This window comes from Micromonospora sp. NPDC049151, assembly GCF_040648395.1.
Classification (GTDB): Bacteria; Actinomycetota; Actinomycetes; order Mycobacteriales; family Micromonosporaceae; genus Micromonospora.
The window spans coordinates 83,277-98,685 of sequence record NZ_JBEZDP010000018.1; the positions used below are offsets into that span (position 1 = coordinate 83,277).

14 protein-coding genes are annotated in these 15,409 nt (G+C 73.8%); 9 read left to right on the forward strand and 5 right to left on the reverse strand.

Features of this window, described 5'->3' with window-relative positions; translation table 11 throughout:
* Positions 1 to 57 precede the first annotated feature (57 nt).
* The 3 genes from AB0B20_RS20780 to AB0B20_RS20790 all read left to right on the forward strand — a co-directional run bounded on the left by AB0B20_RS20780 (position 58) and on the right by AB0B20_RS20790 (position 2,466).
* Positions 58 to 267: a hypothetical protein gene (locus AB0B20_RS20780; protein ID WP_357388008.1), complete on the forward strand. Its 210-nt coding sequence runs from the start codon at positions 58 to 60 to the stop codon at positions 265 to 267.
* Positions 268 to 340: 73 nt separating this feature from the next.
* A complete protein-coding gene (locus AB0B20_RS20785; RefSeq protein ID WP_357388006.1) occupies positions 341 to 868 on the forward strand; it encodes a PH domain-containing protein in 528 nt (175 codons plus the stop codon).
* 242 nt (positions 869 to 1,110) lie between these two features.
* Positions 1,111 to 2,466 (forward strand): PH domain-containing protein, encoded by a 1,356-nt coding sequence (locus tag AB0B20_RS20790; RefSeq protein WP_357388131.1) that lies wholly within the window; start codon positions 1,111 to 1,113, stop codon positions 2,464 to 2,466.
* A 10-nt stretch (positions 2,467 to 2,476) separates the two neighbouring features.
* Here the strand turns inward: AB0B20_RS20790 and AB0B20_RS20795 are convergent, their stop codons facing one another.
* Positions 2,477 to 3,544 carry a phosphatase PAP2 family protein gene (locus AB0B20_RS20795; RefSeq protein ID WP_357472561.1) on the reverse strand — a complete coding sequence of 356 codons (1,068 nt, stop codon included), beginning with the start codon at positions 3,542 to 3,544 and terminating at the stop codon, positions 2,477 to 2,479.
* A gap of 114 nt (positions 3,545 to 3,658) precedes the next feature.
* On the opposite strand from AB0B20_RS20795, the gene AB0B20_RS20800 reads away from it, so the two are divergent.
* Both AB0B20_RS20800 and AB0B20_RS20805 read left to right on the forward strand, forming a co-directional pair.
* Positions 3,659 to 4,063: a hotdog domain-containing protein gene (locus AB0B20_RS20800; RefSeq protein WP_357472564.1), complete on the forward strand. Its 405-nt coding sequence runs from the start codon at positions 3,659 to 3,661 to the stop codon at positions 4,061 to 4,063.
* Complete coding sequence (locus AB0B20_RS20805; protein WP_357472567.1) at positions 4,060 to 4,887, forward strand: MBL fold metallo-hydrolase; 828 nt, start codon at positions 4,060 to 4,062, stop codon at positions 4,885 to 4,887. Before AB0B20_RS20800 ends, AB0B20_RS20805 begins: the two co-directional genes overlap by 4 nt.
* A gap of 19 nt (positions 4,888 to 4,906) precedes the next feature.
* Here AB0B20_RS20805 and AB0B20_RS20810 read toward each other — a convergent pair whose 3' ends face one another.
* Both AB0B20_RS20810 and AB0B20_RS20815 read right to left on the reverse strand, forming a co-directional pair.
* Positions 4,907 to 5,806 carry an aminoglycoside phosphotransferase family protein gene (locus AB0B20_RS20810; protein WP_357387998.1) on the reverse strand — a complete coding sequence of 300 codons (900 nt, stop codon included), beginning with the start codon at positions 5,804 to 5,806 and terminating at the stop codon, positions 4,907 to 4,909.
* A 7-nt stretch (positions 5,807 to 5,813) separates the two neighbouring features.
* Positions 5,814 to 6,323, reverse strand: a complete 510-nt coding sequence (locus AB0B20_RS20815) for a MarR family transcriptional regulator (RefSeq protein WP_357472570.1) — start codon at positions 6,321 to 6,323, stop codon at positions 5,814 to 5,816.
* 153 nt (positions 6,324 to 6,476) lie between these two features.
* On the opposite strand from AB0B20_RS20815, the gene AB0B20_RS20820 reads away from it, so the two are divergent.
* On the forward strand, positions 6,477 to 7,637 hold the full coding sequence (locus AB0B20_RS20820) for a multidrug effflux MFS transporter (protein ID WP_357388129.1): 1,161 nt from the start codon (positions 6,477 to 6,479) through the stop codon (positions 7,635 to 7,637).
* 11 nt (positions 7,638 to 7,648) lie between these two features.
* Here AB0B20_RS20820 and AB0B20_RS20825 read toward each other — a convergent pair whose 3' ends face one another.
* On the reverse strand, positions 7,649 to 8,578 hold the full coding sequence (locus AB0B20_RS20825) for a carbohydrate kinase (protein ID WP_357387994.1): 930 nt from the start codon (positions 8,576 to 8,578) through the stop codon (positions 7,649 to 7,651).
* Between the two features lie 322 nt (positions 8,579 to 8,900).
* Between AB0B20_RS20825 and AB0B20_RS20830 the strand changes: the two genes are divergently transcribed.
* On the forward strand, positions 8,901 to 10,037 hold the full coding sequence (locus AB0B20_RS20830; protein ID WP_357388127.1) for a lytic polysaccharide monooxygenase: 1,137 nt from the start codon (positions 8,901 to 8,903) through the stop codon (positions 10,035 to 10,037).
* A gap of 60 nt (positions 10,038 to 10,097) precedes the next feature.
* On the opposite strand, the gene asnB is transcribed toward AB0B20_RS20830, so the two are convergent.
* Positions 10,098 to 12,059, reverse strand: coding sequence for an asparagine synthase (glutamine-hydrolyzing) (asnB, locus tag AB0B20_RS20835; protein WP_135241123.1), 1,962 nt, complete (start codon positions 12,057 to 12,059; stop codon positions 10,098 to 10,100).
* Between the two features lie 112 nt (positions 12,060 to 12,171).
* On the opposite strand from asnB, the gene AB0B20_RS20840 reads away from it, so the two are divergent.
* Both AB0B20_RS20840 and AB0B20_RS20845 read left to right on the forward strand, forming a co-directional pair.
* Positions 12,172 to 13,647 (forward strand): aminopeptidase P family protein, encoded by a 1,476-nt coding sequence (locus AB0B20_RS20840; protein WP_357387990.1) that lies wholly within the window; start codon positions 12,172 to 12,174, stop codon positions 13,645 to 13,647.
* A gap of 265 nt (positions 13,648 to 13,912) precedes the next feature.
* On the forward strand, positions 13,913 to 15,409 hold a 1,497-nt coding region (locus tag AB0B20_RS20845), incomplete at its 3' end, for a hypothetical protein (protein ID WP_357472574.1).

Sequence of the window (15,409 nt, forward strand, 5' to 3'; positions counted from 1 at the left end):
CCCCCCGTGGCCGCCCGGCGCTAAAACTCCCGGCGTGCGGCCTCTAGACTCGCCCCGGTGACGACTCCCACCAGCCCGGACGAAACGCTGATCTGCTCGGCGCGGGGATGTCGCGCACCCGCCGCGTACCAGCTCCGCTGGCACAACCCCCGCCTGCACGCGCCGGACCGGCGCAAGACGTGGCTGGCCTGCCCGGAGCACCGGGGGTCCCTCGGCGACTTCCTCGACGCACGCGGCTTCCTCCGCGAGGTGGTCCCGCTGCCCTGATCGCCTACGCTCGAAGCGTGAGCGAGCAGATGATCCGAGCCCGTACCGGCGGCGAACACGGCAGGTCTCCCCGATGAGCGGTGACGGTCCCGCCGGCCCGCCGCCCGCCGCGCGCAGCGCGCTGGAGCCCTGGCCGGACACGGTCCGCTGGCAGCCGATCTCCCGCGACCTGATCTGGGTGGAGCTGATCCGGCTCGGCATCGGGCTGGCGGTGACGCTCGTGGTGCTCGGCGCCGCCTGGGCGCTGGCCGGGCACTGGCTGCTCGGCGCCGCCGTGGGCGGAGCGCTGCTGCTGGGCGTCTGGCGGTCCGTCACCATCGTGCGCGCGGTCCGCGCCTGGGGGTACGCCGAGCGCGACGACGATCTGCTCGTGCGGCACGGCCTGCTGGTGCGGCGGCTGTCCATCGTGCCGTACTCCCGGATGCAGTTCGTCGATGTGAGCGCCGGTCCGCTGGAGCGCGCCTTCGACCTCGCCACAGTGCAATTGCATACGGCGGCGGCCGCGAGCGACGCCCGGGTGCCCGGTCTGCGCCCGGCCGAGGCGTCCCGGCTGCGCGACCGGCTGACCGCGCTGGGCGAGGACCGGGCGGAGGGCCTGTGAGCGACCGGAGCGAGCCCGGCGCCCCGCCGCCCCCCGACGACCGGTCCGAGCCGACGCCCGGCCCGCCCGCGCCGGGCCACGGTCCGCCCGCCGCGCCGCCCGCCCCTGGGCCGCCCGGATACGGACCGCCGCAGCCCGGCTACGGGCCACCGCCCGGCTACGGGCCGCCCGGCTCGGCGGCACCCGGTCACGGGCCGTCGCCCGGCCCCGATCCGGCGGCGCCCGGGCCGTGGCCCGCGCCGCTGCCGCCGTACCCGGGACTGTGGGGTCCGGCCGCCGGACCTGTCGGTGGCGAGGAGCCCCGGCAGCGGCTGCATCCGCTCAGCCCGGCGCTGCACGGCGCGAAGTCGCTTGTCGTGGTGATCGCCGGGCTCTCCTGGTCGACGCTGTCGCGGGTCGGGTTCGGCTGGTTCGCGGTGCTGGTCACGGTCTTCGTCCTCGGCGCCACGGTGCTGTCCGTGGTGAGCTGGTGGAACACCGGCTACCACCTGGTGGGCCGCGAACTGCGGGTCCACGAAGGGCTGCTGTGGCGGCGTACCCGGGCCATCCCGCTGGAGCGGTTGCAGGCGGTGGAGGTGGTCCGGCCCCTGCTGGCCCAGCTCACCGGCCTGGCCGAGCTGCGGCTGGAGGTGGTCGGCGGGGGCAAGACCGAGGCGCCGCTGGCCTACCTCAGCGTGGCCGAGGCCACCGCGCTGCGGCAGCGGCTGCTCGCGGTCGCCGGTCGCTCAGGTCCGGCGCCCGCACCGGCTGCCGAACCCGGCCTCCCGGCCGTGCCCGCGCCGGAGGGGCGCCGGCTGCACACCGTCCGCAACCAGGACCTGCTGGTCAGCCAGCTGCTCACGCCGCAGGCGTTCCTGCTGCCGCTGGGCCTGGTCTTCGTCGGCGCGCAGTTCCTCTCCGAGGACTCGTGGTCGTTCATCGCGGTGGCGAGCACGCTCACCGCGATGGCCGGCGTGGTGCTGCAACCGATCCGCCGGGTGCTCGACGACTGGAGCTTCCGGCTCGACCGGGACGACGGCACGCTGCGCGTGCACAACGGGCTGCTGGAGACGCGGGTGCAGACCGTGCCGCTGCACCGGGTGCAGACCGTACGGGCGACCTGGCCGCTGCTCTGGCGGATGAAGGGATGGCTGCGGCTGCGGCTGGAGGTGGCCGGTTACTCGGCCGGTGAGCCGGACGACCGCAACCGCCCGGACCGCCTGCTGCCGGTCGGCGACGCGGACACCGGCGCGCGGGTCGTGGCGGAGGTGCTGCCCGGCGTCCGGCTGGACGCGCTGCCCGCCACGCCGCCGCCGGCACGGGCCCGGTGGCTGCGCCCGCTGAGCCGCAAGGTGGTCGGCGCCGGCCTCGACGATCGGGTGTTCGTGGCCCGCTCCGGGCTGCTGACCCGCCGGTTGACGCTGGTGCCGTACGCCCGGATCCAGAGCGTGCGCGTCACCCGGGGTCCGGTGCAGCGGCTGCTGCGGCTGGCCACGGTGCACGCGGACACCGCCGGTGGGGCCGGGGCCGCGGCCGTCGACAGGGACCTGGCCGACGCGTGGGCGCTGGCCGCGGAGCTGACCGAGCGCTCGCGGGCCGCCCGCCGTACCGACCGCTGACCCGCCGGGCCTACCGGCGCTCGGCGGGCACCGCGTCCCGGTCGTCGGCGGCCCGGTCCGGGGTGTCGGCGGTGTCGCCGACGGCGGGCGGCTCGCCGGCGGCGACGGCGGGCTCGCCGGCACGCCGGGCCCGCCGCGCCGCCCACCAGCGCTCGGCCAGGCCGACCACCAGGAACGTCATGCCGACGTACGCCCAGCCGACCAGCACGTCGATCAGGTAGTGCTCACCGCTGTACATCAGCGTGAACGTCATGGCCAGCGGATACGCCAGCATCAGCGGCCACCAGCGCTTGCGCACCGCGCGCATGAAGAACAGCACCACGAACAGCGCGAACGCGGTGTGCAGCGACGGCATTGCGGCGACCGGGTTGGAGGCGATCTGCCCGGCGTTGAGCAGGTTGCCCGCGCCGTGCATGCCGATCTCCTTCCAGCCCCGGGTGGAGATCCGCGCGACCTCGGTGAGCAGGCCGTTCTGGGCCGCCCACCACGGCGGCGCGGCCGGGTAGGCGAAGTAGGTGACCAGCCCGGCCGCGCACAGGAAGCCCCAGCGGGACATGTACGCGATCCAGCGCCGCCGGTTGCGCATCCACAGCACCGCCGCGGCGGCGAACGTCGCCACGAAGTGCGAGAAGTAGATCCAGCTCACCAGCACGTCCCACCAGCGCACCTCGGCCGGGTCGTACAGCCGCTCCTGGAGCCAGATCGTCGGCACCTCGCCGCCGGTGAGCCATCCGGTGAGGAACCGGTCGGCGACGATCAGTTCCATGGCGTGCGGGGTGGCGCCGTTGTCGGCGAACCCACGGGACAGGTTGTACGCGGCGAGCAGCAGCACCACCGGGATCCAGTCCCGGGCGAAGCGCAGGTGGCTGCGCCACGGGCGGTCCGAGTTCCAGGCGATGGTGCCGGCCCAGATCCACAGGAACGCGTACGCCGGGTCGGTGGGCAGGCCGATGGCGAGCCAGGCGGCGACGAACGCGACGCCCCAGATGGTCATCGCGATCACACGGCGACGCCCGCCGTCGGGCGATTCGGTGGTCGCGTCGGGGGCGGGGGTCGGAGATTGTGTCTGCTCGGCCATCGCGGACAAGGTTAACGGCGGGCGACGGGCGGGCCTGCGGGCGGGCGGGAACGACGCGGGGGCGGCGGCTCGGACGCCGGACGGACCCGGGCCGGCTGCACTAGGCTCGGCCGCATGCAGGAGCAGCCGGAGCCGCCCTTCGCGCCGGGCCTGACCGCCCGGGTCGAGCTCACAGTGACCGACGCCGACACCGCGCAGGCGGTCGGCTCCGGGGACGTGCCGGTGCTCGGCACCCCACGGGTGCTGGCGCTGGCCGAGGCGGCCACGGTGGCCGCCACCGCGACCCGGATGCCGCCGGGGTCCACCACCGTCGGCGTACGGGTCGAGCTGGAGCACCGTGTGGCCACCCCGGTCGGGCGTACCGTTTCCGCCCACGCCGAGCTGGTGAAGGTCGACGGGAAGCGACTCGTCTTCGACGTGACTGTCACCGACGGGCCCACTGTGGCGGCGCGGGGCCGGGTCGAGCGGGCGCTCGTCGACCGGCAGCGCTTCGTCGAGCGGGCTCTCGGCCCGTCATGACCGCCGGGTTCACCGAGGTCGCCACCGGGGTGTACGTGAGACGCGAGCCGGCGCTCGCGGTGAACGTGGTGCTGGTGGCCGGTGACGGCGCGGCGCTGCTGGTGGACACGCTCTCCACCGCCGCGCAGGCCGGGGAGCTGGCGGAGGCGGCGCGGGCGGTGACGCCTCACCCGTGGACGATCGTCAACACGCACCACCACTTCGACCACTGCTTCGGCAACGCCACGCTGGCCGGGCCGGACACCGCGATCTACGCGCACGCCCAGGCCGCGGCGGCGCTGCGGGACCGCCCCGAGGCGGTGCGCCGGGCCGCGTACGAGGAGATGCGCGCCGGGCATCCGGCGCTGGCCGAGGAGCTGGCGCGGACCGAGCTGCGGGCGCCGACGCGCGAGGTGGTCTCCGAGACGGTGCTCGACGTGGGCGGCCGGCGGGTGGTGCTGCGCCATCCCGGGCACGGGCACACCGACGCCGATCTGGTGGTGCACGTGCCGGACGCGGACGTGCTCGTCGCTGGCGACCTGGTGGAGCAGAGCGGGCCACCGGCGTTCGAGGAGTCGTACCCCCTGAAGTGGCCGGACGCGCTGGCCGACCTGCTGCGGCTGACCACGCCCGCGACGGTGGTGGTGCCCGGCCACGGCGAGCCGGTCGGCGCGGACTTCGTCCGCGAGCAGCACGCGCAGCTCGCGCGGCAGGCGTGGCTGATCCGCGCCGGGCACACCGGCGGCGCGCCGCCGGAGCGGGTGGCGGCCGAGTCGCCGTTCGGCGCCCGGCCGGGCCTGATCGCGGCCCGGCGCGGCTACGCGGAGCTGGACGGCACGGCCTGACCGGCGGCGGAGGCCGAAGTCAGCCGGCGTCGGCCAGGATCTCGCGGAGACGGTTGCGGCACTCGGCGACGAACGCCGGGAACGTGTGCCAGTAGTAGGAGACGCCGCTGGCCGCCACGCCGAGCGCCCAGGCGCGGGCCCGCGCCCAGGTCACGTCGTCCACGCCGAGCGCCTCGCGGTAGGCGTGCCGGGCGGGTGGCGGGAGGTCCCAGATCGGCGCGTGTTCGGCGTCGGGGTGCCCGACGGCGAGGCCGCCGAAGTCGATGACCGCCCGCAGCCGGCCGTCGCGCACCAGCAGGTTGGTGGGCTTGAGGTCGCCGTGCAGCCAGACGTGCGGCCCGGCGGGTTCGGGCAGGGTGAGGGCCTCGCGCCACAGCCGCTGGAGCGTGCCGACGTCCGCCTCCTCCCCGATCAGGGTCCGGCAGTCGTCGAGCGCCGGGGAGATCCAGGTGTCGCAGGGACGCAGGCTGCCGCCGCGGTATCCACCCAGCGGGCCCGCCCGGGTCGCGCCGAGCAGGTCGGCCGCGTGCAGGTGCCGGACGAACGTCGCCAGGTCGGTGCCGAGGGCGGCCCAGTCCCCGACGGTGCCGGGCCGGACCTCGTCGCCCGGTATCCACCGCAGCACCGACCAGGGCAGCGGGAAGGCGGCGCCCGGCGTGCCCGCGTACAGCGGTTCGGGCACGCGCACCGGCAGCAGCGGCGCGAGCCGGGGCAGCCACCGCTGTTCCTTGCGCAGGGCAGTGGACTTCTCCGCCGTACGGGGCAGCCGGACCAGCAGGTCGGTGCCGAGGCGGTACATCGTGTTGTCGGTCCCGCCACCGGCGGGCGTCACCGGCAGGGCGGCCCACTCGGGGCGCTGCTCGGTCAGCAGCGCGCGGACCACGCCCTCGTCCACCGGTATCTCGTCCTGGTGCAGCACCCCGCGATCATGTGTCGAGGGGCGGTACGGCGGCCACCGGGTTTCCCGCCGCGGGTTCGGACCCCTCGGGCCGGACGGGTCCGGCGAGCGCGTCGCGCAGCGCGTCGAGGTGCGGGGCGGCGGCCAGGATCGCCGCCCGCGCCGGCGGGTCCAGCGCGTCCAGGGCGGCGGCGAGCAGCGCCGCGCGGTGGGTCGCGTAGTGGGCGATCCGCGCCCGGGCGGCGTCGGTGGTGCGCAGCCGGACCACCCGGCGGTCGGCGGGGTCACGGTCGCGAGCCAGCAGCCCGGCGTCGGTGAGGTCGCGGACCAGCGTGCTCACCGTGTTGGGCGCGGTGCCGAGACGCCGGGCCACCTCCTTGCCGCTGATCCCCGGCGTCTGGTGGACCAGCAGGAGCACCTCCACCTGAGCCTCGGGCAGCGGGTCCCGCCCGGCGCGCGCCATGGCTCGGCGGCGCAGGAGCCGGTGCACCTCGCCCAGCGCCGCGCCGAACCGCGCCACCTGCTCGTTCGTCGCCACGGAGTCACCCGCCTCACATCGCAATAGTTCTGACTACAGAGGTAAGGTACCCCGAAGCACCGGATCAGGGGGTACCCACTCGTGAGCAACGCCGCGCCCGCCGCCGCGCGCCCGACCGATCGCACCACCGCGTCCACCGCACCCACCGGCGGCGTGACGCTGCTGCTCCTGCTCGGCGGGCTCACCGCGGTCGGCCCGCTGTCGCTGGACATGTACCTGCCGGCGTTCCCGGCCATGACCCGCGACCTCGGCGCCGACCAGGCCGGCATCCAACTCTCGCTCACCACCTACCTGATCGGCCTGGCGTTCGGCCAGCTCGTCACCGGACCGCTGAGCGACCGCTGGGGGCGCCGCCTCCCGGTGCTGGTGGGCCTGGTCGCGTACACGGTGCTGACGCTGGCGTGCGCCGCGGCGCCGAACGCCCCGCTGCTCGCCGTCGCCCGGTTCGCCCAGGGTATGGCCGGCGGCATGGGTGTGGTGGTCGCCCGCGCGGTGGTCCGCGACCTCTACGCGGGCCGCGCCGCCGCGAAGTACTTCTCCCGGCTCATCCTGGTCTTCGGCGTGGCGCCGGTGGCGGCGCCGGCCGCGGGCAGCCTCGTGCTGCGGTTCGGCTCGTGGCGGGCCGTCTTCCTGGTCCTGGCCGTCATCGGGGCGATGCTCGCGGTCGCGGCCGCGCTGCGCCTGCCGGAGACGCTGCCGGCCGAGCGGCGCAGCACCGGCGGTCTCGGGGGCACCCTCCGGACCATGCGGTCGCTGCTCGCCGACCGGGTCTACCTCGGGTACGCGCTGACACAGGGTTTCGCGTTCGCCGGGCTGTTCGCGTACATCTCGGGGTCGTCCTTCGTGTTCCAGGACGTCTTCGGTGTCTCCATGATGGTGTACAGCGTGATCTTCGGGGTCAACGCGCTCGCCCTGGTGGCACTCGGGCAGGCAAACGCCCGGCTGCTCGACCGGTTCTCCCCGCGCCGGCTGCTGGTCACCATGCTCGTGGTCGGCCTGGTGGCGGCGGCCGGCGTGCTGACCGGCGCGCTGGCCGGGAGCCTGGTCGTGACGGCGGTGCCGCTGTTCGTCTTCGTCGGCTCGATCGGCATGGTGATGCCGAACAGCACCGCGCTGGCGCTGGACGCGCACGCCCGGCACGCGGGCACCGCCGCCGCGCTGATGGGCGGCATCCAGTCGGTGGTGGGCGCGCTGGCCGCCCCGCTGGTCGGGCTGGGCGGCGAGGGCAGCGCGCTGCCGATGGCAGTGGTCCTGGCCGGCGGGTCGCTGCTGTCCCTGACCGCCGTCCTGACGATGACCCGCCGGCGCGCCTGACCCCGGCGGGTTCACGGGAAGCGGGCGGACACCCGCGCGCGGGTGGGCATGGCGGTGGCGCCGCCCGGTGACTCGCACACCACAGCCGCCACCCGCAGCGCGAACGCGACCCGCTCCCGCCACCCGGCCGGGTCGGCCGGGTCCCCGGCGACCAGCAGGTCGGCGATCAGCGCGCCCATCACCGAGTCGCCCGCGCCCGTCGCGTCCACCGCGTCCACCTTCGGGGCGGGGACGCGTACCACGTCGTCGGCGGCGGCGACCAGGGCACCGTCCGCGCCGAGCGTGACCACGACCGTGCCCGCGCCCAGTTCCCGCAGGTACGCGGCGACGCCCTCGACCGGCTCGTCCGGGTAGAGCAGCCGCGCGTCGGCGCTGCTGAGCTTGACCAGGTGCGCGGCGGAGGCGAACTCGGCGACGACCGCCCGCAGCCCGTCCAGCGCGCCCGGTGCGGTGAGCAGGCGGGGCCGCACGTTGGGGTCGAACACCCGCAACCCGCCCGCGATCGACCAGGCGCGGCGGGCGGCGGCCAGCACCGGCGGGTCGAGCAGCACGATCGAGCCGCAGTAGAGCACGTCCGCGCCCTCGACCAGCGCCACGTCCAGGTCGTCCGGGCCGAGCAGCGCGTACGAGCGGGGTTCGCCGTAGAAGCGGAAATCCGGCTCGGGCCCGGCGAAGGTGGCCACCGCCAGCGCGGTCGGAGCCGGCACCGTGACCGTCCCGCTCACGTCCACACCGGCGTCGGTGAGGAAGGCGCGGATCCGTCCGGCCAGCGCGTCGTCGCCGAGCGACCCGACGAACCGCGCGTCCCCGCCGAGCCGGGCGACCGCCACCGCGACGTTCAGTGGACCGCCGCCGATCGCCTGCCGGTAGACGGGTTCTCCGTCGTGCTCGGCGTCGAGCAGGTCCACCAGCGCCTCGCCGAGCACCACCGCGTACCCCATCCTGGCTCCTCTCGTCGTCTCCCCCGATCCTGGCGCATGCCGGCGCCACGCCGCGCCGGGACCCGGGCATCGAGCAGCGCCTATTGCGGGCGGGGAGCGGACGTGGTGGGATGGCGGTGCCGGGTAACGACGCGGGGGCTGCCGCGTCACCGGCCGCCGGGTCGAGCCGACGCGAGGGCATCCACGCGGTCCGTGGGCAACGGATCGCAGACGGTGCGCGCCCGCCGACGGCCCCGGCCGCGCAGGCGCGGGCACCGCGATCGCCGCATCCGCTCGTCCCAGCGGAGCGGGCCGAACCAGGCCACGCTCCGCGAGTCAGGAGATCCCCGTGCACCGATCCCGTACGGCCGCGTTGCTCACCGCGGCCGCCACCCTGGCCCTGGGCGCGTTCGCCCTGGCCACCAACTCCGGACCGGCGGCCGCGCACGGCGCGGCCATGACGCCGGGCGCCCGCACCTACCTGTGCTGGAAGGACGGCCTCACCGGAACCGGTGAGATCCGGCCGAACAACCCCGCCTGCTCGTCGGCGGTGGCCGCGAACGGGGCGAACTCGCTGTACAACTGGTTCAGCGTGCTGCGCTCCGACGCCGGCGGGCGGACCGTCGGGTTCATCCCGGACGGCAAGCTCTGCAGCGGCGGCAACCCCAACTTCAGCGGGTACGACGCGGCGCGCAACGACTGGCCGATCACCCACCTGACGGCGGGCCGGTCGATGGAGTTCCGGTACAGCAACTGGGCCCACCACCCGGGCACGTTCTACTTCTACGTGACGAAGGACAGCTGGAGCCCGAACCGCCCGCTGGCCTGGAGCGACCTGGAGGAGCAGCCGTTCCTGCAGGTGACCAACCCGCCGCAGCGCGGCGCGGTCGGCACCAACGACGGTCACTACTACTTCACCGGCAACCTGCCGTCGAACAAGAGCGGCCGGCACATCATCTACTCGCGCTGGGTCCGCTCGGACAGCCAGGAGAACTTCTTCGGCTGCTCGGACGTGACGTTCGACGGCGGTAACGGCGAGGTGACCGGGATCGGCTCGGGCGGCAGCACCCCCCCGACGACCGCGCCGCCGACCACCGCGCCGCCGACGACCGCTCCCCCGACGACCGCGCCGCCGACCTCACCCCCGCCGGTGACGACCAGCCCGACCATGCCGGCCGGCTCCTGCATGGCGGTGTACAAGGTGGTCACCGCCTGGGGTGGCGGCTTCCAGGGCGAAGTGACGATCATGAACCACAGCACCCGGACCTACTCCGGGTGGACCGCGAACTGGACCTGGCCCAGCGGCCAGACCATCAACCAGGTGTGGAACGGCACGCTGAGCGGCAGCGGGGCGTCGGTCAGCGTCTCCAACGCCGCCTACAACGGCAGCGTCCCGCCGGAGGGCACCACCACGTTCGGCTTCACGGCGAACTTCTCCGGCACCAACTCCCTGCCGACGGTCACCTGCACCGGTCGCTGATCCCGTAACGGGAAGGGCCCCCGGGGAACACCCCGGGGGCCCTTCCTCGTCACGCTCGGGTCAGCGGACCATGCTGCCGACGACCGGCTTGGTGAGCAGCGCGGACTGGTTGCGCTGGATGCCCGGGTCGAGCGTCTTGGCCACGAAGATGGCGTGCCAGATGCAGAAGATCAGCACGGTCCACACCTTGCGGGAGTGGTCCGCCTCCTCCCGCTTGTGCTCCTCCAGCAGGCGCATCGCGTACGACAGGTCGATCAGGTCACCGGCGCCCGAGGTGGACAGCACGTGCCGCGCCCACTCGTACATCTCGCCGCGCAGCCAGACCCGGGTCGGGGTCGGGAAGCCCAGCTTCTTGCGGTTGACGATGGCCGGCGGCACCACGCCCTGCAGCGCCTGGCGCATCGCGTACTTGGTGGCCTCGGAGCGGGGCGGCAGCTTCAGGTCGACCGGGATGCCGGCGGCGACGTTGAAGACCTCCCGGTCCAGGAACGGCACCCGCACCTCGAGCGAGTGCGCCATCGAGATCCGGTCGGCCTTGACCAGGATGTCACCGCGCAGCCAGGTGTAGAGGTCGACGTACTGCATCTTGGTGACGTCGTCCAGTTCGGTGCACTCGGCGTAGATCGGCGCGGTCACGTCGGTGTAGCGCACCGAGGGGTCGTAGCGGCGCAGCAGGTGCTGCTTCTCCTCCTCGGTGAACATCCGGGCGTTGCCGTAGTAGCGCTCCTCGATCGGGGTGGTGCCGCGTTCCAGGAAGCTCTTGCCCTTCACTCCCTGCGGGATCGCCTTGGAGACCGCGCGCAGCCCCTTCTGCACGCCGTCGGGCAGGCTGTTCACCGCGTTGAGCGACAGCGGCTCCCGGTAGATGGTGTAGCCGCCGAAGAACTCGTCCGCGCCCTCGCCGGAGAGCACCACTGTGACGTGCTCGGCGGCCTTCTTCGCCACGAAGTAGAGCGGCACCAGCGCCGGGTCGGCCACCGGGTCGTCCAGGTGCCAGACGATCTTCGGCAGCGCGTCGATCATGTCCTGCGGCCCGATCTTGGTCGGGATGGTGGTCACGTCGAGGTGCCGGGCCGAGTCCTGGGCCACGTCGATCTCGGAGTAGCCGGGCACGTCGTAGCCGACGGTGAAGGTGAGGATGTTCGGGTTGAACTCGCGGGCCAGCGCCACCACGGCGGTGGAGTCGATGCCGCTGGACAGGAACGAGCCGACCGGCACGTCCGAGCGCATGTGCATCCGGACGCTCTCCCGCAGCGTCTCCCGGATGTCGTGGTAGAGCCGCTGCTCGTCGGAGACCGGGGCCGGGCGGAACACCGGCCGGTACCAGCGGCGCACCTCGATCCGGCCACCAGGGGTCCAGGTCAGGTACTCCCCCGAGCCGATCCGGCTGATCCCCTTGTGCAGCGTGCCCGGCTCGGGCACGTACTGCAGGGTCAGGTAGTGGCTCAGGTTGGCGGTGTCGATGCCCGCGTCGCCCTGGTACGCCGAGTGCGCGAACGGCAGCAGCGCCTTCTTCTCCGAGGCGAGGTAGAGGCCGTCCTGGGTCTCCAGGTAGTGCAGCGGCTTGATGCCGAAGTAGTCCCGCGCGCCGAAGGCCCGCCGCTCCTGCCGGTCCCAGATCACGAACGCGAACATGCCGCGCAGCTTGGTCAGCACCTGCTCACCCCAGTAGTGGTAGCCGGCGACGATCACCTCGCCGTCGCCGTTCGTGGCGAACTGGGCGCCGTAGTCGCGGATCAGCTCCTCGCGCAGCTCGATGTAGTTGTAGATCTCGCCGTTGAAGGTGAGCAGGTAACGCCCGCCCGCGTAGGGCAGGGGCTCGTGGCTCAGCGCCACGTCGATGATCGCCAGGCGCTTGTGCGCGAACACACCGTCCGCGTACCGGCCGGAGGCGTCGCCGACCACCTCGACCCCTGTCTCGTCCGGGCCACGGTGGTGCAGGCACTCCAGTGCGCCGGCGATGTGGTCGCGGTGGGCGGCGGCGTCGCCGCGCGCGCTGAAGAAGGCCAGGAGTCCGCACATGGCCGCCATCTTTCCACGCGCCGGAAGCCGTCGTCGCGGCACCGCAGGCACCTACCGCTGTCGTGCGCGCGGTACCGTCGGGACCAGCGATGAGGCTCAGGGAGGGCGGATCATGGCCGAGGAGCGGACCCGGCAGGGCAAACCGGCGGACGGCACGGAGTCGCACGACCCGGATTTCCCGGAGGCGTTCCTGTCGTTCATGCGGCAGGGCTGGCGGGACACCGAGCTGCCGGTCACCCCGCGTCCGGAGGTGCCCAACCACGCCAAGCGGCGGGCCGCGCTGGCCGAGGCCTTCCCGGGCGAGACGCTCGTCATCCCCACCGGCAACGAGAAGGTACGCGCCAACGACACCGACCACCGGTTCCGGCCGGGCAGCGACTTCGCGTACCTGACCGGCGACCTGGAGCCGGACAGCGTCCTCGTGCTGCGGCCGGGCGGCGAGTCCACCCTGTTCATGCGGCCCCGGTCGTCCCGGGCGACCGACGAGTTCTTCCGCAGCCGCCACGGCGAGCTGTGGGTGGGCCGCCGGCCGACGCTGCGGGAGAAGTCCACCGAGCTGGGCCTGCCGACGGCCGACCTGAGCGAGCTGGACGCGGCGCTGGCCGAGCTGGCGCCGGGGCGTACCCGGGTGCTTCGCGGTTTCGACGCCCGGGTGGACGCGGCGGTGCGCCGGTACGACGGCGCGCGCGCCGAGGGGCAGCCCGGCCGCGACCGCGAGCTGGCGATCGCGATCGCCGAGCTGAAGCTGGTCAAGGACGAGTGGGAGATCGCGCAGCTCCAGGAGGCGTGCGACGCCACGGTGCGTGGCTTCGAGGACGTGGCGCGGGCGCTGCCGGCCGACCGGGGGGTCTCCGAGCGTCTGCTGGAGGGCGTCTTCGCGCTGCGCGCCCGGCACGACGGCAACGACGTCGGCTACGGCTCGATCGTCGGGGCCGGCGAGCACGCCACGATCCTGCACTGGGTGCACAACCACGGCGCCACCCGTCCCGGTGACCTGCTGCTGATGGACATGGGCGTGGAGAACCGCAACCTCTATACCGCCGACGTCACCCGGGTGTTCCCGGTCGACGGCCGGTTCACGCCGTTGCAGCGCCAGGTGTACGACGCGGTGTACGCCGCGCAGCAGGCCGGCATCGAGATGTGCCGTCCCGGCGTGGCGTTCCGGGACGTGCACCTGGCCTCGATGCGGGTCCTCGCGGAGGCGCTGAAGGATCTCGGGCTGCTGCCGGTGAGCGTGGACGAGGCGATGGACCCGGCCTCCACCGTCTACCGGCGGTGGACGCTGCACGGCACCAGCCACATGCTCGGCATCGACGTGCACGACTGCGCCAACGCGCGCAAGGAGAACTACCGCGAGGGGCCGCTCGGCGAGGGGTACGTGCTCACCGTCGAGCCGGGCCTCTACTTCCAGCCGGAGGACGAGCTGGTCCCGGAGGAACTGCGGGGCATCGGCGTGCGGATCGAGGACGACATCCTGGTGACCGCCGACGGCCCGGTGAACCTGTCGGCCGGCCTGCCGCGCGCCTCCGCCGAGGTGGAGACCTGGCTGGCCGAGCAGCGTGAGGCGGGCCCCCGCCTGCCCGGCTGATCCCGCGGCCGCGATCTTCGTCGGGCCCCGTCACCGCGCCTCCATGGTCCGGTGACGGGGCCCGCCGCCGTCTGGGCCGTTGCGGTCCCGCACACGTGGTTGCTCACCGACCGCCATTAGTGGGAGGAATGCGGGCTTTTCTCGGATACGTCCTCTTCGCGAGGACACTTCTCATACGGTGTCGATCAGAGGCTACAACCGGTTTGTAGCTGGTCGCCCGGCCTGGGGCGGTGCGACCCGTTTGGGAAGAACCGAAAGGGCTCTCATGTCGAACGACGTAACGACACCGGACGGCGGCGCTCCGATGGCGCCTCCGCCGCGGACGAGCAGGCGGCGGGCGCTCTGGGTCGCCACCGGCGTGGCCGGGCTGACCGGCGTCGTCGGGCTGGCGGCGCTCGGCGGTCTCGCCGCCCGCGACGACAAGTCCGGCACCGAGCCGGTGGCGGACAACCACGCCGCGGCGCCGCAGAGCGCCGGCGACGGCTCCCGCGCCGAGGGCGGCAAGGGCGACGACGGGTACGGCAAGGACGGCGAGGACCGTGGCCAGGAGGGCCGCGACCATGGCGAGTGGGGCCCGGACAAGGGCGGCAAGGACGGCAAGGACGACCACGGCAAGACCCGCGAGGTCCCCTGCAAGGACGAAGCCCTGATCGACGCCCTCGAACTGGCCAACCGCGACCACGGCGGCACCATCAAGCTCGCCGAGAACTGCACCTACGAACTCGGCGTCAAGGACCGCAAGGTCGGCTCCGCCCTGCCCGAGATCAAGCAGGACGTCACCATCAAGGGCAACGGCTCCACCATCAAGCGCGACGCCGAAGACACCTTCCGCATCTTCCGCGTCGCCGACGGCGGCGACCTCACCCTCAAGGACCTCACCATCAAGGGCGGCAACGCCAACGAGTTCAAGTACCCCGGACCGTCCGCGCCGAAGGCGGCCGACCCGGCCGAGCTGGACGCCAAGCGGGTCGAGGGTGACGGCGGCGCGCTCCTGGTCGAGCGCGGCGGCAGTGCTCACCTGCACGCCGTCAAGCTCGTCGGCAACAGCGCCGAAGGCGACGGTGGCGCCCTGGCCAACTACGGCCGCACCTGGCTCATGGACAGCCAGGTCGTCGACAACCACGCCCAGGGCGACGGCGGCGGCATCTACAACGAGGGCATCCTCAAGGTCGAGACCACCCACGTCGACGACAACACCGCGGGCGGCAACGGCGGCGGTATCGCCAATGGCGGCGGCGCGCACCACGACGGGCCGGTCGACCTGGCGTCGGCCGCGAAGGCCGGCAAGGGCGGACACGGCCGGCAGCACGCGGGCACCGTCGAGATCATCGGTGGGCACGAGGGCAAGGACGCCGCGTCCAGCACGTTGAGCCGCAACCGGGCCGGTCACAACGGTGGCGGCCTGTTCAGCAGCGGCGGCTGGGTCAGCGTCTCGTTCACCGCGATCACGGGCAACACGGCCTGCGACAACGGTGGCGGCGTCTACGCCGAGAGCACCGACCTGCTCCTGGAGCGGGTCCTCGTGGCCGGAAACCACGCCGACGGCAACGGCGGCGGCGTGGTGACGACCGGCGGGCGGGACTGGACGCCCACCGGGGCCGAGAAGGCCGACGGCGAGGCGAGCGCCACGATCTCCGACAGCGCCATCGTGGACAACACGGCCGGCCGGTTCGGTGGCGGCATCTACAACGGCGAGTGGCTCATCAAGATCGAAGACGGCTTCCTCGCCCGCCCGTACGACAAGGACGACAACGCCACCCTC

What these genes read in the sequence shown, in the direction of transcription:
- AB0B20_RS20785 (WP_357388006.1), top strand. Translation starts at nt 341, where the DNA reads ATGAGCGGTGACGGTCCCGCCGGCCCGCCGCCCGCCGCGCGCAGCGCG.
- AB0B20_RS20795 (WP_357472561.1), bottom strand. Translation starts at nt 3,544, where the DNA reads ATGGCCGAGCAGACACAATCTCCGACCCCCGCCCCCGACGCGACCACC.
- AB0B20_RS20800 (WP_357472564.1), top strand. Translation starts at nt 3,659, where the DNA reads ATGCAGGAGCAGCCGGAGCCGCCCTTCGCGCCGGGCCTGACCGCCCGG.
- AB0B20_RS20805 (WP_357472567.1), top strand. Translation starts at nt 4,060, where the DNA reads ATGACCGCCGGGTTCACCGAGGTCGCCACCGGGGTGTACGTGAGACGC.
- AB0B20_RS20825 (WP_357387994.1), bottom strand. Translation starts at nt 8,578, where the DNA reads ATGGGGTACGCGGTGGTGCTCGGCGAGGCGCTGGTGGACCTGCTCGAC.
- asnB (WP_135241123.1), bottom strand. Translation starts at nt 12,059, where the DNA reads ATGTGCGGACTCCTGGCCTTCTTCAGCGCGCGCGGCGACGCCGCCGCC.
- AB0B20_RS20840 (WP_357387990.1), top strand. Translation starts at nt 12,172, where the DNA reads ATGGCCGAGGAGCGGACCCGGCAGGGCAAACCGGCGGACGGCACGGAG.